This window comes from Aquimarina latercula DSM 2041 (genome assembly GCF_000430645.1).
GTDB lineage: Bacteria > Bacteroidota > Bacteroidia > Flavobacteriales > Flavobacteriaceae > Aquimarina > Aquimarina latercula.
Window position 1 is genome coordinate 26,229 of record NZ_AUMK01000017.1, and the last position, 20,784, is coordinate 47,012.

The 20,784-nt window shown below is 32.2% G+C and carries 16 protein-coding genes; 7 read left to right on the forward strand and 9 right to left on the reverse strand.

The window, feature by feature from the left end; all coding sequences use genetic code 11:
• Positions 1-204: 204 nt before the first annotated feature.
• The 5 genes from H526_RS0115825 to H526_RS0115845 form a co-directional block, all read right to left on the reverse strand.
• Complete coding sequence (locus H526_RS0115825; protein ID WP_027393912.1) at positions 205-543, reverse strand: hypothetical protein; 339 nt, start codon at positions 541-543, stop codon at positions 205-207.
• Positions 544-814: 271 nt separating this feature from the next.
• The gene (locus H526_RS0115830; RefSeq protein ID WP_035085780.1) at positions 815-1,471 is read right to left on the reverse strand and encodes a hypothetical protein; all 657 of its coding nucleotides are present in this window, start codon (positions 1,469-1,471) and stop codon (positions 815-817) included.
• A 174-nt stretch (positions 1,472-1,645) separates the two neighbouring features.
• A complete protein-coding gene (locus H526_RS0115835) occupies positions 1,646-2,185 on the reverse strand; it encodes a thioredoxin family protein (RefSeq protein ID WP_027393914.1) in 540 nt (179 codons plus the stop codon).
• 98 nt (positions 2,186-2,283) lie between these two features.
• Complete coding sequence (locus tag H526_RS0115840) at positions 2,284-3,873, reverse strand: peptide MFS transporter (RefSeq protein WP_027393915.1); 1,590 nt, start codon at positions 3,871-3,873, stop codon at positions 2,284-2,286.
• A 42-nt stretch (positions 3,874-3,915) separates the two neighbouring features.
• Positions 3,916-6,087, reverse strand: a complete 2,172-nt coding sequence (locus H526_RS0115845) for a S9 family peptidase (RefSeq protein ID WP_027393916.1) — start codon at positions 6,085-6,087, stop codon at positions 3,916-3,918.
• Between the two features lie 251 nt (positions 6,088-6,338).
• Between H526_RS0115845 and H526_RS0115850 the strand changes: the two genes are divergently transcribed.
• The 4 genes from H526_RS0115850 (at position 6,339) to H526_RS30960 (ending at position 12,840) form a co-directional block, all read left to right on the forward strand.
• Positions 6,339-7,655, forward strand: a complete 1,317-nt coding sequence (locus H526_RS0115850; protein WP_027393917.1) for a hydroxymethylglutaryl-CoA reductase, degradative — start codon at positions 6,339-6,341, stop codon at positions 7,653-7,655.
• Positions 7,656-8,111: 456 nt separating this feature from the next.
• Positions 8,112-8,765 carry an ATP-binding cassette domain-containing protein gene (locus tag H526_RS0115860; RefSeq protein ID WP_035085782.1) on the forward strand — a complete coding sequence of 218 codons (654 nt, stop codon included), beginning with the start codon at positions 8,112-8,114 and terminating at the stop codon, positions 8,763-8,765.
• A 121-nt stretch (positions 8,766-8,886) separates the two neighbouring features.
• Positions 8,887-9,831, forward strand: a complete 945-nt coding sequence (locus H526_RS0115865) for a GYDIA family GHMP kinase (protein WP_027393920.1) — start codon at positions 8,887-8,889, stop codon at positions 9,829-9,831.
• A 480-nt stretch (positions 9,832-10,311) separates the two neighbouring features.
• Positions 10,312-12,840, forward strand: a complete 2,529-nt coding sequence (locus H526_RS30960; protein WP_051336186.1) for a glycoside hydrolase family 9 protein — start codon at positions 10,312-10,314, stop codon at positions 12,838-12,840.
• A 95-nt stretch (positions 12,841-12,935) separates the two neighbouring features.
• Here the strand turns inward: H526_RS30960 and odhB are convergent, their stop codons facing one another.
• Both odhB and H526_RS0115880 read right to left on the reverse strand, forming a co-directional pair.
• On the reverse strand, positions 12,936-14,162 hold the full coding sequence (gene odhB, locus H526_RS0115875) for a 2-oxoglutarate dehydrogenase complex dihydrolipoyllysine-residue succinyltransferase (RefSeq protein WP_027393921.1): 1,227 nt from the start codon (positions 14,160-14,162) through the stop codon (positions 12,936-12,938).
• Between the two features lie 60 nt (positions 14,163-14,222).
• Complete coding sequence (locus tag H526_RS0115880; protein WP_027393922.1) at positions 14,223-17,009, reverse strand: 2-oxoglutarate dehydrogenase E1 component; 2,787 nt, start codon at positions 17,007-17,009, stop codon at positions 14,223-14,225.
• A gap of 114 nt (positions 17,010-17,123) precedes the next feature.
• Between H526_RS0115880 and H526_RS0115885 the strand changes: the two genes are divergently transcribed.
• Both H526_RS0115885 and H526_RS0115890 read left to right on the forward strand, forming a co-directional pair.
• Complete coding sequence (locus tag H526_RS0115885) at positions 17,124-17,645, forward strand: hypothetical protein (RefSeq protein ID WP_035085784.1); 522 nt, start codon at positions 17,124-17,126, stop codon at positions 17,643-17,645.
• Positions 17,646-17,783: 138 nt separating this feature from the next.
• Complete coding sequence (locus H526_RS0115890) at positions 17,784-18,155, forward strand: hypothetical protein (protein WP_027393924.1); 372 nt, start codon at positions 17,784-17,786, stop codon at positions 18,153-18,155.
• Positions 18,156-18,171: 16 nt separating this feature from the next.
• On the opposite strand, the gene H526_RS0115895 is transcribed toward H526_RS0115890, so the two are convergent.
• The gene (locus tag H526_RS0115895) at positions 18,172-18,798 is read right to left on the reverse strand and encodes a hypothetical protein (RefSeq protein ID WP_027393925.1); all 627 of its coding nucleotides are present in this window, start codon (positions 18,796-18,798) and stop codon (positions 18,172-18,174) included.
• Between the two features lie 167 nt (positions 18,799-18,965).
• On the opposite strand from H526_RS0115895, the gene H526_RS0115900 reads away from it, so the two are divergent.
• Positions 18,966-19,310: a hypothetical protein gene (locus tag H526_RS0115900; RefSeq protein WP_027393926.1), complete on the forward strand. Its 345-nt coding sequence runs from the start codon at positions 18,966-18,968 to the stop codon at positions 19,308-19,310.
• 96 nt (positions 19,311-19,406) lie between these two features.
• On the opposite strand, the gene H526_RS0115905 is transcribed toward H526_RS0115900, so the two are convergent.
• Complete coding sequence (locus H526_RS0115905; protein ID WP_027393927.1) at positions 19,407-20,381, reverse strand: polyprenyl synthetase family protein; 975 nt, start codon at positions 20,379-20,381, stop codon at positions 19,407-19,409.
• Positions 20,382-20,784 lie beyond the last annotated feature (403 nt).

Here is a 20,784-nt window from a genome sequence, read left to right on the forward strand (position 1 = left end):
AGTCAAAAAAATGGGGAGACTCTTAATACTTTTATGTAACGATTTGGTTTATTAATTATTTCAATTCTGACCAAATATAACGATTATATGCAAATATCATCGTTGAAATACATTTTATTATAAATTTTAACACTTTTTAACCGCTATGTGGATTTATAAGGGTTTCATATGAAGGAAAAAACTTTCGAAAAAAGAATTATAATATTAAGACAGCTTAATATCTTCTTTAAAAAGCATATGTATATACTCTGCATGGATATCTGCATTGTGCTTACTCTCTAAACAATGAAATAATAAATGAATCAAACCGTAATCGCCTAGACAATCTCTATACTCATCTTGCTCTTTATTCTTCACCCAAAGAATAAAACTACACAAATGCCCTATCTCACCTAGCTTATCAGGTCTTTTTAGACATTTTTTAAACTCTTTTAACTCCATCATAGCGTACTCATTATACTTTTGCTTACAAAAGTTATAATCAAATGTGTGCTTATATGATCTAAGCTTCCTGTTCTGTATTTCATACTTAATACCACTCATAAGGTAAATTTCTTCAATTAGGTATTGGTGTTACGCATATAGTATATTTTGTTATACAATAACAAAACACACTCCAAGATTGCTTTTTTAAGATTCTTTTAATGAAGTTTAACGAATCTATAAATAGGAATTATTCCAAAACAAAGATACAAAATTAGGAATTATTCCTAGTTTATTTAACGTATTATTTTCAGTATATAACTAAAAAAATTCCCTCTCATCAATAAGACAAAAGAGAATTTAAAATTAATAACCGGTAAGATACTATCTGTTATATTGTTTTGATAATGGAAACAGAAATTTCAACCCCAGAAGTATTTAATGTTCGTAAATGAGAAGGTAACGCGTCTATGGTATTCGGTCCAAATGATTTTGCTTCTAACTCTAATTGCCTATATCTAATACCTGGCTCTAGAAAAATCACATCTGACAATTTCAATCTTAGTTTGGCATCTATATGAAAACCTAAATTCGTCTCATATTCAATCGGATCTGCAGAAAAATCATTTTCAGTAATTCTTAATTTTCCAGGAATACTATAATTACCCCCAACACCTATTACAATCCCGTGTAACGTATTTTCCGAAAATTTGAAAAACTTATTTATTCCCAAAGTAAAAAAGGCTCTGCCAAAAGTAACAGAGCTTTTATTAGATCCGTTTGTACCACTCTGCAATTGAAGGGCTAAATTATACTGATATCCTAATGTTCCGTAACCTGATAACCCGTTAAAAAACCTATATTCTGCACCAACTTCAAGTCCCATTCCACCTCCTGGACTATAAGCCAAACTTCCTCCATTATAATCAATCGATTCATAATTAAATCCGATACTTCCATTTAACCTACCAATTAAATTTAATTCCTGTGCTGTTCCACTAGTAAACAATGTACAAAAGAGTACAAGACTCCATATAATTTTCTTCATTTTATGATGTTTAGTTTTATTCGTCCTTATAAGTGTCTAAAAACAATAAAATGTTACCTCTGTTATCATATAAACTTCAAACAAATCCATATCATTCACAAAGCCAAACAACTATAATCAAAAAACCCTCTTATCAGATAGACAAGAGGGTTTTCTATAATTAAAATATATTCTTTAATTACTAAATGTACTTACAAATGATTGTTCATACTGCTGCCAAGCCTCTGCACTTGTTAATTTCTTATAATCATTAGTATGAATCATCTTTAAGTAAATTTCCAATTGCTGTGGTGTTTTATACCCCACCACTGGAGCAATCAAATTGCCTGATTCATCAAAAAAAACAATACTAGGATATCCACTTATTTTTAAGGCATTAGCAAAAAAATGTTGACTATTTCTACCTTTTCTATCAGGATTGTGATTAGGATTGGTATAGGTAAAATCGTTATACTTTATCTCTTCAGTACCTTCTCCATTAAATTTTACAGCATAATAATTAGAATTAACGTATTCTACTACGTCTTTATTATGAAAAGTTTTTTTGTCTAACAATTTACACGGCCCACACCAATCGGTATATACATCCATAAAAATCTTCTTTGGCTTTTTCTTTTGCGCCTCCAATGCTTCATTCATCGACATCCAATTGATCTCTTGCGCCTGGGATTGCAAAACAAGTAGAAATCCAAATAGTAAAAGTAGGTTTTTCATCTGTTCAAAATTTGTATTTACATATTAGTCGAAACAAAAACTGTTCCTTATTAAAAACTTCACCCGTTTTGGGTAACGGGTAAAGTAGTGTTTTAGTATTAACGAATTCCGTGCATCATTCTCAATAAGGTCTTATTTAGAACAAGCATAACAACTCCTGCACCTGCAGGTATTATAGTAAACATTAAGAAGAACACACTCATTCCGTACTCTTCTACTATTGGATCAATAAAACTACCTGTTACACCAGCCATTGTATTAGCAATAAAGTTCGCTACAAACCAGATTCCAAACATTAACCCTACGTACTTTACAGGAGCTAATTTACTAACATATGATAGTCCAACTGGTGAGATACAAAGCTCTCCAAGGGTATGAAATAAATATGCCAATATTAAGAAAATCATACTAACAGAAGCTGTTTTAGCCCCTAAAGGTATTCCCATAGATCCAAACGCTAATATTCCAAAACCTAAACCTAATAATATTAATCCGATTGCAAATTTAACAGGTCCTGTTGGGTTATACTTACTTTGCCATATTTTAGAAAAAAGTGGTGCAAAGGCAATAATAAAGAATGAATTTAGAATACCAAACCAAGAAGCAGGAACATCTGCCGAGTCAGCAACGAACTCTCTCTGTAACATCCAGATCACTATACCCCATATAATTGCAAAACCTGCTCCTAGTAAAATATTAGATAAAGAATATTTTCCAAAGGTTTGTTTAAATAATAACATTAGCACCCAAGTTATTATTAACATAGGTACTACTGTCAATACAGTATTTGATATTTTAAAGATCATAGCTCCGTTCCCTTCAAGAACCCTATCTGTATAATCAGAAGCAAATATTGTCATAGAACCTCCAGCCTGTTCAAAAGCCCACCAGAAAAAGATAACAAAGAAAGAGAAAACACCAATTACGATTAATCTATCACTAGTAACTTTAGATTTTTTAGATTCATCAATAATATCTTCGATTGCATCTTGTGTATTTTCTATAGAATCTTCAATTACATCATCTAAATCTTCCATCTTTTTTGGAGAAAGACCAATATTGGCAAAAATTCCCTGTGCAAAATAAAATTGTAACATTCCTATAAACATAAAGATTCCAGCTAAACCAAAACCATAATGCCATCCTACTTTCTCCCCAATATAACCACAAAGAAGAATTCCAAGAAAAGCACCTGCATTAATTCCCATATAAAAAATGGTATACCCTGCATCTTTTTCTTTCCCTTGAGTTTTGTATAACTGACCAACCATTGAAGAAATATTCGGTTTAAAAAGTCCATTACCAATAATCAAAAGTCCTAATCCAGCATAAAAGAATAAATCAGCAGTAACTTCTAAAGCCATTGATGCATGCCCCAATGTCATTAATAAGGCCCCTAAAACAACGGCATTTCGATACCCCATAATTTTATCAGCTATCAAACCTCCTAAAATTGGAGTAATATAAACCAATCCCGTATACCATCCATAAAGCAATAGTGCACTATCTCTTTCCCAGCCCCAGCCACCATCTACGATCGAAGCTACAAGAAATAAAACTAGTAAAGCACGCATTCCATAGTACGAAAAACGTTCCCACATCTCTGTAAAGAAGAGTACAAAAAGCCCTGAAGGATGTCCTAAAACGGTTCTTTGGTTTATCTCTGAACCTCCAAATTTAAATTCCATATTCAATTATTAAGTTAGTAAAATTTATAAGTTGTTTAATGATTATAAGTTCGCTTTAATAAAATTAGTCATCTTATTATACAGATGTAATCGTGTATTACCTCCATAAATTGCATGATTCTTATCCGGGTATATTGCCCAATCAAAATCTTTATTTTTTTGTACCAACGCTTCGATCAAACGCATTGTGTTTTGAACGTGTACATTATCATCTGCACTACCGTGCACTAGTAAAAATTTTCCTTTTAATCCATCAACAAAATTGATTGGAGAATTATCGTCATACCCTTTCGCATTCTCCTGTGGGGTCATCAAATATCGTTCCGTATAGATTGTATCATAAAATCTCCAACTTGTAACAGGAGCAACTGCAATACCCATCTTAAAAGTATCAGGCGCTTTAAACAAACAATTACTAGACATGAAACCACCATAACTCCACCCCCAAATACCAATTCTGGATGCATCAATATAATCTAAAGCTCCTAGTTGTTTTGCTGCTGCGATCTGATCCTGAACTTCTAGATTACCTAAATCATTTTGTGTAACTTTCTTAAATTTAGCTCCTTTAAACCCTGTTCCTCTTCCATCTACACAAACAACAATATATCCTTGCTGTGCTAACATCATATACCAATAATCATTACTCCTATTCCAAGAATTACTAACTGATTGAGATCCTGGTCCAGAGTATTGATACATAAACAGTGGATACTTCTTAGCAGGATCAAAATCCTTTGGCTTGATTGTCCACATATTTAATGTTTCGCCGTTAATATCTATCGTAGAAAATTCTTTTGGTCTTACATCATATTCTGCAAGTTTATCTTTTAATGCTTGATTGTTTTTAATCTCACGAATTACTGCTCCATCCGCAGCATTATTTAAAGTAAATTCAAAAGGAGTAGATGTATTTGAGAAATAATTGATGTATTGACTAAAATCTGCGCTAAAATCTGCTTCATTAGTCCCTTCTTTAGTACTTAATCTCTTCTTGTTTTTTCCATCTAAACCAATTGAATAGATATCTCTATTGATATTCTTGTTTTCTACACTTTGATAAAAAATACTTTTATTTTTTGCATCGTATCCATAATAATCTGTTACTTCCCAAGAACCACTAGTAATTTGATTAATCAATTCTCCTGATTCTTTATAATGGTAAATATGATTGTACCCATCCTTTTCGCTAGTCCAAATGAAACTATTATCTTCTAAAAAGGTAAGATTATCGGTAACATCAATATACGCTTCATCCTTCTCGTTAAGCACAATTTTTGGAGTTTTCGTTTTCGCATCTACAAAAATTAAATCCAGATTATTTTGATGCCTGTTTAATACTTGTACACTCAAAATATCTGGATTTGTAGACCATTTAATTCTTGGTATATAAAAATCTTTATACTCTCCTAATTTCACTTTATCTAAAGACATACTTCCTAAATCGGCTATGTGTAATGAAACTTTAGCATTTTTTTCTCCAGCTTTAGGGTATTTAAATACATCTTGTTTTTGATATAATTCTGCACCGTATACATCCATTGAAAATTCTGGAACCTCTTTTTCGTCAAATCTTATAAATGCTACCTTATTACTATCAGAACTCCAATCAAATGCTCTTACAAATGCAAATTCCTCTTCATATACCCAATCGGTAATACCATTGATAACTTCATTCTTTTTTCCATCATCTGTTAACTGAATCTCTTCTCCGGTAACAAAATTTAGGACATATATATTATTATCTAATACATATGCTATCTTATTTCCATCAGGCGATAACGCAGGTGATTGTATTTTACTGTCACTAATCTTAAAACTACTATTGGAAGCCACATCAAACAAATGATAAATTCCTCTTGACGAACGACGATAGATTTGTTCTAACTCACTTGCAAGTAAAACTCTCTTCTCATCTTTACTAAATTCATACCCTTGAAAAAACTTCAGGTCGTCTATAAAAGAGGATTTGATTAATGTATTTGCCTTTTCTCCAGTGGCATAGTCATAAACTTCGATAGAAGTTTCACCAGAAGTATTATCTCTTTCTAAAACCGAATATTGCGTACCATTATTCATGGAATGCAAGGATTGTAACCTTTCAGTTGTAAATGCTCCTCCCCATATTTCTTCTAATATAAATGCTTTGTCTTGCGCTATAGTAACAAAACTTATAAAAAATGCTATTCCAAAAAACAATCGGGTAATCTTCATATCTTAATTTCAATAAAAAAATGTTAGCGCCAAGAATACTAAAAAATCCGTGAAAAATACAACAATTGACGTTAAATACCATAAAATGGAATGCGAGAAACGAATATTTATTAGCATATCATTAATAAAACCTTGTGAATAGATAGAATAATATACTTTTAAAATAACGGGATATTGTATTTATGAATTCATAAAAATCGTTTGAAACAAAACAGAATAGTATCTTTGACCCCTTATAGTAAAAAAACAATATGGCTCCAGTAGTTTCTGGCTTTTCTAAGCTTTCTAAAGACGAAAAAATAAATTGGTTGGTTAAACATCATTTTAATAATGACACAAACACCATCGATATTATTAAAACTTATTGGAATTCTGATGAAAAACTTCAGCAGTTGCACGATGAGTTTACGGAGAATACTATATCCAATTATTATTTACCTTTTTCTGTAGCTCCAAATTTTTTAATTAATAATGAACGTTTTACTATTCCAATGGCTATAGAAGAAAGTTCTGTAGTTGCTGCAGCAAGCAAAGCAGCTAAATTTTGGCAAAGTAGAGGTGGTTTTAATGCCGAAGTATTATCTACTACAAAAGTCGGACAGGTACATTTTACATTTTCTGGAGACAATGAAAAGCTAAGAAGATTCTTTAAAAATATCAAGTCTGATCTTATTTCCTCAGCTTCCCATATTACTAAAAACATGGAAAAACGAGGTGGCGGAATTATAGATATTGAGCTTAGAGATAAATCATCAAAACTAGAAAACTACTATCAACTTCATTGTACTTTTAGTACTGTTGATGCCATGGGAGCAAATTTTATAAACTCTTGTTTAGAGCAGTTTGCTGATTTCCTAACCAATGCAGCCACTACCTATAACGAATTTTCTGAAGCTGAAAAAAAGATAGAAATTATCATGAGCATACTTTCTAATTATGTCCCAGAATGCATAGTTAAAGCTTCTGTTTCTTGCTCCATTGATGATTTACCAAGTATAAACAACTTAACCTCTTTACAGTATGCTCAGAAATTTGTAAGAGCTGTACAAATTGCAAAAATAGAACCATACAGGGCTGTTACTCATAATAAAGGGATCATGAATGGTATTGATGCGGTTGTATTAGCAACAGGAAATGATTTTAGAGCTATTGAAGCGGGAGCTCATGCATATGCTTCTAAAGATGGTAAATATTCTAGTCTAACAGCGGCTAAAATTGAAAATAATGTATTTCATTTTTCAATACAAATCCCTTTAGCTCTTGGTACAGTTGGAGGTTTAACTACATTGCATCCACTAGTAAAACTCGCCTTAAGTTTACTTGGAAGTCCCAATGCAAAAAAACTTATGGAAATTACCGCAGTAGCAGGACTTGCTCAAAATTTTGCTGCCATCAATTCCCTTATTACTACCGGGATCCAACAAGGCCATATGAAAATGCATTTAATGAATATCCTCAATCAGTTTCAAGCCACTAATGATGAAAAAGAAAAATTAGTTGAGCATTTTAAAACTAATACCGTAACACATAGTGAGGTAGTACTACAAATCGAAAAACTACGAAATTAAACCTACTTCTACTTTTCTTATTTTGGAATAGTTTGTCATACTAGGGTAATTATACCGTTTATTATTAAAACTCGTATTTGGATTTTGGTTTGGTCAACAACTAAAGTCATTCATCTAAATTGCGTTTCTGATTTTAACTATGCAGACAAAACTATATCTACTTTTCTCATTCTATAAAAAGCATTTTTACGTCCTCACCTTTGTTACACTTTTACTTTTATTTAAAGAAAAAAACACAACGCTCGCTTTTATAATTTTAATAAAGTTTGTGTATTTCTTAGGACTAAAAATTTGGCATAAATTAGTCTCTTATACAAATATGGAGGTTTCGTTTACTGATCGTTTCTTCTTTTATGAAAACCTAGGACTACATAATTTACATCTTTTTTTGTTTGGATTTTTATTTGATAGTATAGCTTCTGTTATGACTTTTTACTCATTTCAATATTTCATAAGATGATCCTAGAAATTGACAACGTAGAATTATCATATAACAATAAATTCATTCTAAATGGAGTATATGTTAAAGCTGAAAAAGGAAGAGTTACAGGAATACTTGGAAGAAATGGCTCAGGAAAGAGTAGCTTGCTAAAGATAATATTTGGGCATCTAAAACCTCAAAACAAATTGATTCGTATTAACAAAAAGAACAAAGCCAGACCTCTCTATCTTTCAGGAAAAGTAAAATATTTATCCCAAAAAGATACAATTCCAAAAAATATTTCTCTCGAAAAAGTTTTTAGTTTATTTAACCTCAGCTGGGAATCTTTTACGATCATATTCGAACCATTTCAAAAGTATCAAAACCCAAAAATATATGATCTTTCGGGAGGTGAAAAAAGAGTTATAGAAACATATCTTATGTTAATGAGTCCAGGAGAAATAGCATTATTAGATGAACCTTTTTCAAATATTGCGCCTCTATATATAGAGATTTTTATAAGACTTATTAAGAAAGAAAAGAAAAATAAAATTATCATCCTAACAGATCATATGTATCGTCATATTCTTGACATATCAGATGATATATATCTATTAACTAATAGCACTTCTACACTTATTAAAAATCCTACCGAACTGGTTGGCTATGGTTACTTAAGTAGTTTTTAGGTTTTCTCTTCAATTACGAAAAGCTGTATTCAACATAAGTTAATAACTAATATATTTAGAGTATTCTTATTTATTAAATGCAGTAATAAAGTAAATTTGTTTCTGGTTAAGACAAAATTATATGTTGAAAAAATCATTTTATAGTCACGGCAAACTTCTCCTAACTTCAGAATACCTTGTTCTTGATGGCATCAAAGCACTAGCATTACCAACAAAACTTGGACAATGGTTAAAAGTTGAAGAAAATGATTCTGATCATATTTCTTGGAAAAGCTTTGATAAAGATGATGATTGCTGGTTCGAAACGATTATTAAACTCCCTTTAGCAATTTCTGAAGCTAATTCATCTAACACCAGTTTTTTAACAGACGAAGAAGGTTTAGGCATTTCCGAAACACTTTTAGAAATACTGAAAGTAGCTCAGGAACTAAATCCTGATTTTCTTTCTGGCGAAAAAGGGTATTACGTAAAAACCCATTTAGAGTTTAATCGCAAGTGGGGATTAGGCTCTTCTTCAACACTTATAAATAATATTGCTCAATGGGCAGATGTCAATGCTTTTACATTATTAAAAAAAAGCTTTGGAGGAAGCGGTTATGATATTGCTAGCGCACAACACACTACACCAATCTTATATATCCGAAAAGAAGATACTCCTGTAATTAGCATTGCAGAATTTGATCCTATTTTTAAAGATCATTTGTTTTTTGTTTATCTTAATCAAAAACAAGATAGCAAACAATCCATCAAACACTATCAGTCTTTGCCGCTTAAGGATTTTGATGTAGCTTCGGAAAAAATTAAAGAAATTACCAATTCACTAATTGATTGCTCCTCGTTAGAAGAATTTTGTGACCTTATTGATTTACACGAACAAACAATATCTAAAATTATTAAAACGCCTACCGTAAAATCTACCTTATTTTCGGATTATTCGGGAAGTATAAAAAGCCTTGGTGGATGGGGTGGAGATTTTGTCCTAGCTACTGGAACTATTTCTGATATGAATTATTTTTCTAATAAAGGTTATAAAACTATTATACCTTATTCTAAAATGGTACTGTAATGTTTTTTTTGAAAAATGGATGATTTGCATTTTTTTACTAGTAAATGACATTCGTTCCTCTATATAAAATATCTATAATACAGGTTTTTTACACCTTTAATATTTTTCAAAACATCACCTATAAGCTAGGTGTTTAGAAGAGTTTTTACATCTTCATCATCATTCAAAACATCGTGTTCATAAAATGTAAAGATTGCGATATAAATACAATACCACTATTCTGCGTTATCTTTAATAATTGACTTGAGAAATTAATGAATTAAATAATTAAATGAAGCTTTAAATAGGTTGGTAACACATATCACAAAATCTATAGAAAGAAAAAGTTACTTAAAATTGAGCACAAAGTTTTCGTGACTTTTTAAATTTTATCTTTTAAACAACTCCACAATAACTTAACTTCTTTTAAATACAATATCTCATTAATTTCTCAAGTCAAAACATGAAAAATAACCCTTAAAATTCAAAAAAATTGTCCCAATGAAACAAAGAATTCTGTTTACCATCGCCCTTTCATTCTTAATTGCTTTTGTAGGCAATAGTCAAATTATCTATAGTGATAATTTTGACGAAAACATATTAAGTGTAGAGCCTACTTCTGCATATGCCGTATCATTATCTAATGATAATTTATCAATCAATGCTAATGGTACAGCAGGAGCTTTTAGCCCATTTAAATATATACTACACAACAATGGTTCTGATATATCAATAAATATATCAAACCAAACCAAACTATATATTAAAGTAATGGGTAGTTCGAATCCGGATTTAAGAATTGATATCCAAGATGAAGATGGTTTTGTATCTAATTTAAGCCCATTGTCCGTCAGAATAGCTAATGAGTTCACTATTTACGAACTAGACTATTCTTCTAATTTACAGGATGGAGGTTATGGAGGTTCTGATTGCACACAAGCTACAGCTCCTTGTCCCGTAGATCCATCTAAAATAGCTTTTGTTCAATTTTTTGTAAATGCTGCAGAAGGAGGATACTCAGGAACTATTGAAATTGATTGGATTTCTTTTGGAGAACCTTTAGAAACACCCCCTCCACCATCTGCATATGAAGTTCGCTACAATCAAGTATCTTATATAGCAGGCAGAAATAAAACCATTAGTGTTGTAGCTCAAAGTAGTTTTAGCAATCAAGCATACACCATACTAGATAGCTCAAATAATACAGTATTATCTGGAACGACAGGAGCATCATCTTTATGGAGTGATTCTGGAGAACATATTGTGAATGTAGATATTTCTGAAGTGGACACCGAAGGAACATATCGTTTTCTAATAGATACTGAAGAAATTACCTTTAATGTAAGTATAGATGGATATGCGGAACTTAGAGAAGAAGCTTTTAAGTACTATTATTACAACCGTTCTTCTACGGCATTAGAGTCAACCCACGCAGGTATTTATGCAAGACCAGCAGGAACTCCAGATGATGTCGTTCGTGTGCATTCATCAGCAGCAACGTCTGCACGACCAGAGGGGACTGTAATATCTGCGCCAAAAGGATGGTATGACGCAGGAGATTACAACAAATACATAGTAAATAGTGGAATTAGTACATATACCTTATTAGCTGCATATGAACATTATAAAACGGAATGGCAAAGCTTACAATATAATATTCCTGAACAAGGCGGAGATTTACCTGATATCTTAGATGAAGTTTTATGGAATTTAGATTGGATGTTAGACATGCAAGACCCGAATGATGGTGGAGTATACCATAAATTAACTGCTAAAAACTTCTCTGGAAGAGTTATGCCTGCCGCATATAATTTAGAAAGATTTGTTGTACAAAAATCAACTGCAGCAGCTTTAAATTTTGCTGCTGTAACCGCAATGGCATCAAGAATATTTTCTGATTACGAAAGCGTAAGACCTGGATTTAGTGCACAATTAGAACAAGCAGCAAAAGATGCCTATTCTTGGGCAAAAGCTAATCCTGCTATTTATTATAGCCAAGGGAACGGAACACCTGTTTCCGATATTTCTACCGGAGAATACGGAGATACGAATGTTACCGATGAATTTCAATGGGCAGCAGTAGAACTATTTATTACAACTAGAGAAAATACCTATCGAGATGACATTGATGTAAGTTCTATTGGAGGGGGAACTCCAAGCTGGCCATATAGTGATCCTCTTGCACTAATTTCAATCGCTCAATACACTACCAGTTTAGCAAGTTCAATTAACGTTACTGCAGCCAATAGCACTTTAATAAGCACAGCTGATCAGTTAAAGAATCAGGTTAATACTTCTCCAATGAAAACTACAATGTCTACTAACGACTATTCTTGGGGTAGTAATGGAGCAGTAGGAAATCAATTAATCTTACTGATCAGAGCATATGAGTTGACTCAAGATGAGTCTTATTTAGACGCTGCTTATACAGCGATGGACTATATTTTTGGTAGAAACGGAACTGGATACTCTTATGTAACTGGATTTGGAGATACACAAGTATTCGAACCTCACCACAGAATATCTGATGCTGACGGTATTTCTGCTCCTATTCCTGGGATGATTGTAGGAGGACCGCAAAATGAAAACAACCCAGACACAGGTGATTGCACAGGTTCTGGAATTAATTTCCCTTCTAATTTGCCAGCTTCAAAATATGTAGACCACTGGTGTTCATATTCTACCAATGAAATTACTATTAATTGGAACGCCCCTCTAGTCTATGCAATGCACGCTTTAGATTTCTATCAAAAAGAATCAGCTACATTATCTATAAATGAGCTAGAAGAGAACATAAGTTCTGTCAAGATTTTCCCAAATCCTTCAAGTAGCATTTTAAATATAAAATTCCCAACAGACATAGCATCCTCGAATATCGAAATCTACTCGCTTCGAGGTAAAAAAGTCTTGTCAAAAAAAATAAACACTACTTCTTCCAGCATAGATATAAGTAACCTTACTACAGGACTCTATTTAGTTAAAGTAACTACTAAAAACCAAAGTTATACAACTAAAATTGCAAAGAAGTAAAACAATTTTAATACAAACTCTAACTAAAAAATCACCCTATTTAATTTTAATAATTAAATAGGGTGATTTTATCTTTTTAGTAAGAAAACCTTCGACTAAAGTTCAAGGGCTTTATTTATATTATTATCCATTAATAATTCTTCAGGATTTTCTAATGCCTCCTTAACAGCTACCAAAAACCCAACAGATTCTTTACCATCAATAATTCTATGATCGTAAGACAATGCCACATACATAATCGGTGCTACAACTATTTGTCCGTCTCTTACAATTGGTCTTTCTACAATATTGTGCATTCCTAAAATAGCACTCTGCGGTGGGTTTATGATCGGAGTAGATAACATACTACCAAAAACTCCTCCATTAGTAATTGTAAAAGTTCCTCCTGTCATCTCATCTACCGTTATCTGACCTTCACGAGCTCTAATTGCCAACCTTTTAACCTCAGACTCAACTCCTCTAAAGCTTAAGTTTTCAGCATTTCTAATTACCGGAACCATCAATCCTTTTGGTCCAGAAACGGCAATACTGATATCTTGAAAATCATAAGAAATCATCTCTTTACCTTCAATCATCGAATTAACGGCTGGATACATTTTTAGAGCTCTTACACAAGCTAATGTAAAAAATGACATAAACCCAAGACTAACTCCATGCTTGCTTTTGAATGTTTCTTTATATTGTTTTCTTAAATCAAATATCGGCTGCATATCCACTTCGTTAAAAGTAGTCAACATCGCAGTTTCATTCTTCACAGAAACTAATCTCTCCGCTACCTTACGACGTAGCATAGATAATTTTTTACGTGATTCTCCTCTACTTCCAGGTCCTGGAGTACCCATTGATGGTTTTGCATCAACTGCATCTGCTTTGGTAATACGTCCATCGCGCCCAGTTCCTTTTACTTGAGAAGCATCAATTCCTTTTTCAGCTAACACCTTTTTAGCAGCTGGCGAAGCAGTTCCAGTTGCATATGTTTCTGTTTTAGCTGGAGCTTCTGTTTTCGCAGGTACTGGTGCCTCTTCCTTTTTTTCTTCCGTTTTTGAAGTTTCTTTAGATGCAGAAGAACCTCCTTCTGGTTTAGCTGCATCTGTGTCAATAAGACACACAACTTCACCAACAGCTACAGCGTCTCCTTCTTCTGCTTTTAGTGTAATAATACCACTAGCTTCTGCAGGAAGCTCTAACGTTGCTTTATCACTATCTACCTCTGCTATTGCTTGATCTTTTTCCACATAATCACCATCTTCTACAAGCCATTGAGCTATTTCTACTTCTGTAATGGATTCTCCCGGAGAAGGGACTTTCATTTCTAAAGCCATAATTCTAAATTTATACTTTATATCGCTTTCGCGAAAATATTTCTATTTATAGTTACTTTACTATTTTCTTTTTCTTCTTTGATTATCCTTTGTTTTATCAAAAACAAAATCGATTACTTCTTGATGTCTTCTTTTAGATCTAGTAGCACTACCCGCCGCAGGTGCCCCGTAAGGCCTTCTACTTGCAAATCTAAATGAACTGGCATCATCATAATGCATTAAAATATGACTTAGCGCACCCATATTACGTGGTTCTTCTTGAGCCCAAACAACATCGGTAGCCTTGTATTTTTTAATTAATGTATCCATTTCCTTTGCTGGAAGTGGAAATAACTGCTCTAATCTCACCAAAGCAACATCATTCCTATCCAATTTTTCTTTTTCTTCTAATAAGTCATAATAAAACTTACCTGTACAGAAAACCAATGTTTTAGTATCTTTTGCCTTAGCTACTGGATCATCTATTACAGTTTGAAAACTTCCATTAGCAAATTCTTCTACAGAAGAAACTACTTTAGGATGACGTAATAAACTTTTTGGAGTAAAAATGATTAAAGGTTTTCGATATGTAGCTTTCATTTGTCTTCTTAACAAATGAAACATATTGGCTGGTGTAGTAACATCTGCTACAAACATATTATCTTTAGCACATAATTGAAGGTAACGTTCCATTCTCGCAGAAGAATGTTCTGCTCCTTGTCCTTCATATCCATGTGGTAATAACATTACTAATCCATTCTGAAGCTTCCATTTATCCTCTGCAGAAGAAATATACTGATCAATCATAATCTGCGCTCCATTACTAAAATCTCCAAATTGAGCTTCCCAAATTGCCAAGGATTTTGGACTAGCCATAGCGTATCCGTAATCAAACCCAACAACGCCATATTCTGAAAGCAAAGAATTATAGATATAAAAATCTCCTTGTTCTCCTTTTAGGTTATTCAATAGCAATACTTCCTCTTCACTATCCTCAACCTTTACAACAGCATGTCTGTGAGAAAAAGTTCCTCTCTCGACATCTTGTCCACTCATTCTAACATCATACCCTTCTTTGAGCAGTGATCCATATGCTAGTAATTCTCCCATAGCCCAATCCAACTGATCTTTCTCAAAAAACATTTTATGTCGTTGATCAATTAAACGCTCTATTTTACGAAGGAATTTCTTATCCGACGGTAATTTAGTAATAATCTCTGCAATCTCAGTTAGTGCTTCTTTAGAATATGTGGTATCCACAACTTCCATCATCTCATCCTCTTGAACTCTTGTAAATCCAGCCCACTCATCTTGCATAAAAGGAGTGATTACTGTCTTTTCTTGTTTTCGAGAATCTTCTAGCTCTTCTTCTAGAGATGCTTTATATTCTTTTTCAAGATCCGAAACATGATCCTGATTTATAATTCCTTCAGAAATTAATTTCGCTGCATAAATATCTCTAGGATTTTTATGTTTAGCTATTGCCTTATATAACTTAGGTTGTGTAAAACGAGGCTCATCACCCTCGTTATGACCGTATTTTCTATAGCCTAGCAAATCTATAAATACATCACGTCCGAAATTCATTCTAAAATCAAGCGCAAAATTTGTTGCATGCACAACAGCCTCGGCATCATCAGCATTTACGTGAAGTACAGGAGACAAGGTTACTTTACCAACATCTGTACAATACGTAGATGAACGTGCATCTAAGTAATTCGTAGTAAAACCTATTTGGTTGTTTACGACAATATGAATAGTTCCACCTGTCTTATAACCATCTAATTGTGCCATTTGGACAATTTCATACACCAAACCTTGTCCAGCAATAGCTGCATCTCCATGAACAACAATTGGTAAAACCTGTGATATATTATCTTTATAATACTTATCCTGTTTAGCTCTAGTAATTCCTTCTACTACCGCTCCTACAGTTTCTAAGTGAGATGGATTAGGGGCAATATTCATGTTAATTGCCTTACCCGAATCTGTTTTTCGTTTAGAAGTCCATCCTAAATGATACTTTACATCTCCATCAAAAACAGCCTCTTCATAATCTTTACCATCAAACTCGCTAAATATATCTTTTGGGCTTTTTCCAAAAATATTGGTCAATGTACTAAGACGACCACGATGTGCCATCCCCATAACAAACTCTTTTACTCCCATACCAGCCGCTTTTTCTACTAAAGCATCTAATGCAGGTATTAAAGACTCTCCTCCTTCTAGAGAAAAACGCTTTTGACCTACATATTTAGTATGTAAAAAGCTCTCAAAAGATACTGCTTGATTTAGTTTCTTAAGAATATGTTTTTTCTGATCAGTAGAAAATTTAGTCCTATTGGTATTAAAATTTACACGATCTTGTATCCACTGCCTCTCTTCAGGATTTCTAATATACACGTATTCGATACCTATAGCATCACAATATATTTGCTCTAAATGAACAATTATATTACTTAATGTATTAGGTCCAACTCCAATAATCTCTCCGGCATTGAACACTGTATTAAGATCCCCTTGACTTAAACCAAAATTCTCTAGAGCAAGAGAAGGATGATACTTTCTTCTTTCTCTTACTGGATTTGTTTTGGTAAACAAATGACCTCTGGTTCTGTAGGCATCGATAAGACGCACAACCTGAAATTCTTTTTGAAGATTTTCGGGAACAGCTACAGCAGTATCTCCCGAATCTTTTTCTATATAAATTGTTTCCCCAGAGCCATCTGCACTTTCTAATCCAAAATCAAATCCTTGAAAAAATGCTCTCCAACTAGGTTCTACACTATCTGGGCTTTGCAAATATTGATCGTATAAATCTGCAAAAAATGCGGTATTAGCCGCATTCAAAAATGAATATTTATCCATATGTAAGTATTCAACCGTCTTTTTATTATAAAACATCACAAAAATACAATAATTACAGTATATTGAGTATGGAATTATATATATTTATTGTAACATTTTTTTACCATTTTAACAATGAAAGTGTTTCTTATTCATAAAATCAAAATCATACTCTTAGTATCCGCAATGTTATTTTCCTTACAACAATGTTATTCTCAGGAAGACAATTTTTGGTCTCGAGTGAGGATTGGAGGTAACATAGGTATTGGGTTTACAAACGATACTTTTAACGGAATCCTAGCTCCTTCTGCTGTCTATGATTTTAATAATCAATTCAGTATGGGTTTTGGTCTTAATTTTGGATATACTGATTCTCGTAATTTTACGGCAACAAATTATGGTGCTAGCATTATTACTCTTTACAATCCTTTTCCTTCATTACAATTATCTGCTGAGTTTGAACAAATGGGAGTAAGTAGAAGTTTTGAAATTGAAGGACCCAATATAAATGATAATTATTGGTATCCCGCTTTATTTATAGGTGCAGGCTATAGAGTAGGATTTGTTAGTGTTGGTTTACGATATGATGTTTTATACGATGACAACAAAAGTATTTATGCCAGCGCTTATGCTCCTTTCGTGAGAGTATTTTTCTAAAAACCACAATACTACAGAAAAAAATACGTTTTTTATCTAGAAAAAAATACCGGTTATCTAATATATAGCGGAAGCGCCATAGTTTTCTTGTATTTTTTCTACTTTTAATATCAATTACGATTAAAACCCCAAAATAAAATGAAAAACTACTTACTAATGCTATCCATTGCGATAGCAGTATCTTCGTGTTCTAGCAACAAAAAAACGGTAACGACAAAATTCGATCCTAACAACAATCCTTATTACGTAAAAAAAGAAAAAAAAGGAGTAACCGAAGTAAACGATCCTAAAATACAAGGAAAAATTAATACAATTATCGAGAAACATCTCGGGATTTCAATATCTTCTATTGCCATATCACCAATTACTCTTACTAATTCTGGATATCACTGGAAATTTATGAATGTAAGAAACGGTAAAAGTTTTATAGGATCTACTGATCTTAAATTTGAGTCTGTTAAAATAACAAAGAACAAGAAGAAACCTAATACTCAAGTATCTGATTTTTAAAAGATATTATTGTATTCTACCAGATATGAAAAATACATTGTCGTTTTCTGTTTGAATAACTCTGTAGTTTCTGTTCTGCTTTTCTTAAAAGTTTATATTTATAGCTTACTTCAGCGGTATCTTCAATACAAATACCTTTTTTAAATACAAGGGTATTAAAGTATTCATGATCCCAATCAACAAGTTTTTCGCTATGCTTTCTTTCGAAACAGCCTGAATTCTCTTTATTTTCAAAGTACATCCTTTGTTCTGTAACTTCAATTACTTTTTCTGCAGTTGTAGAGGACACTCCCTGACTACTTTCTTTATAAAGTGTATTCATATACATGATTTCAGAAATTGAAGTCTTCAACTTTAATTTATCTTCATCTATAAAATAATTTTCTAAAAACGTATCATTACCAAAACCTTGCTTATAAACATGAGTCATCAATCTCAATTTATCATTCAAATAATAAAGCTCTATTCTTCCTGATAAATCCTCCGAACATTTATAATATTTTGTTCTATTTTTTATTAAAGTATCCTTTGCTGTAATTCTTTTTAAAAAGGTTTCATAGGAATCATTAACATCATCAAAACTTTCCTGTCCATTTGAAACACTTAGGAAAAACAATAATAATACAAGTGGAAATATTTTCATAACAACAACTACTTACAATTAGGTTACAACAGATTAGCTTTTTTTCTTAATAACTGTTTTTAATCGAAAAAATCAACAAATCAACCAATATTACATTTTAATTTTATGCTTAAAACACAATTTTACTATGTTTAACCAGTAATTTTGAATTATTAAACAAACTCATTATGAAAACAAAATTACTCATTGCTCTTTTAGGGTTTTCCATTATTAGTTGCTCTAGTTCTAAAGAAACATTAAAAGAAACAAATACCGTAACATCCGCACCAGAAAAAGCTCGTAAAAACGAAGCTAGCATAAATTATGCATCCAAAGAAATTAACCGTAAAATTAATAGTATAATTCAGAATTATTTAGGCGTACCAATTTCTTCTATAGCTAGGTCAGATGTAAAAGAGACCGAACAAGGATATCAATGGAAATTCATGAATGTGAAAACAGGAGAAAACTTTATCGCTAATACTGATTTTAATTTTAACTCAGTAAAAATTATAAAAAACAAAAGAAGTTAATATCGTAGTAACCTACAACTACTTTTATTAATATTAATACGCAGTTTTTTTGCCTCAACTAAGCGTAACCTGATTTAATTATAAATCAGGTTTTTTTTATACATTTCTATTCATCAATTGTTCTCCAAAAATTTGTAAAATTTTCTTTTTATCCTGCGAAATCGATAAATTATTTAAAACTTCAAAAGCTTTTTCTGTATACTTCTCTATTTCTATTCTTGTTTTTTCTTTTGCTCCAGTAGTTTCAAAAATACTCTTAACAGTTTGTATTTTCTCCGATGGATCTTCTGGGTTTAAAGAAAAAAGTCCTTCTAATTGCTTTTTCACATTATCATCTGCATTCTCCATTGCTTTAAGTAACAAAAAGGTTTTTTTATTCTCGATAATATCTCCACCTACTTGCTTTCCAAAAGTAGCAGGATCACCAAAAGCGTCTAAATAATCATCTTGCAACTGAAAAGCCAAACCAAGCAACCTCCCAAAATCATAAATAGCAGATTTACAAGCACCTGAGGCATCTGCTATAATTGCACCCATTTGCATCGCTGCAGCAACCAGTACCGCAGTTTTATACTCAATCATTTTTAGATATTCTGGAATTGTAACATCATCTCTTGTTTCAAAATCAATGTCGTACTGCTGCCCTTCACAAACTTCAATTGCAGTTTTAGTAAACAATTGTGCTAATTGCTTAAAAGTATCTCCTTCATAATTTTCAAAAAGTTGATAGGCATTAATCAACATAGCATCTCCCGAAAGAATCCCTGTATTAATATCCCATTTTTCATGAACAGTCTCTTTCCCTCTTCTTAGCGGGGCATCATCCATAATATCATCATGGACTAAAGAAAAATTATGAAAAACTTCAATGGCTAGTGCCGCATCAAGGGCTTTTTCGTAGGATCCACCAAAAATTTCAGATGTCATCAACACCAAAACTGGTCTTAATCTTTTCCCTCCAAGTGTAAGGATATAGGAAATAGGCTCATATAGATTTTTGGGTTCCTTGTCTATAGTATTCTTTGATAAATAATCTAAAAAATATTCTTGATAATCTGAAATGCTATTCACCACTATTTTTTTGCGCTAAGGTAAAATAAAAATTAAAAATCTGTTTAGTTAAAAACCTTATCTCTAGTCAAAATAAACATATGCTATTTTATTGAAACTAAAAGTCTTCGGACACCTATAAAATCCATGATAGTAATTCTTTAAAATTAACCTAAAACAGTCTTAATCATAAAAAAAATAATTCTAAAACCTTTGTCTACACCATAATATTAACAATATCTAATACTTGTAAAAGCACAAAACCTAATAATAGCTTCGGAGCATATGAAAGATCCCCCTAAAAACTATAAAATAAACACTACTATACATCAACTAAATCTAAAGTAATAAATTAAGATTTTGTAATTTATAAGATAGACTGTCCAAATTAGACAGCCTTTTTCGTTTTATTCAAAAAAGAAAA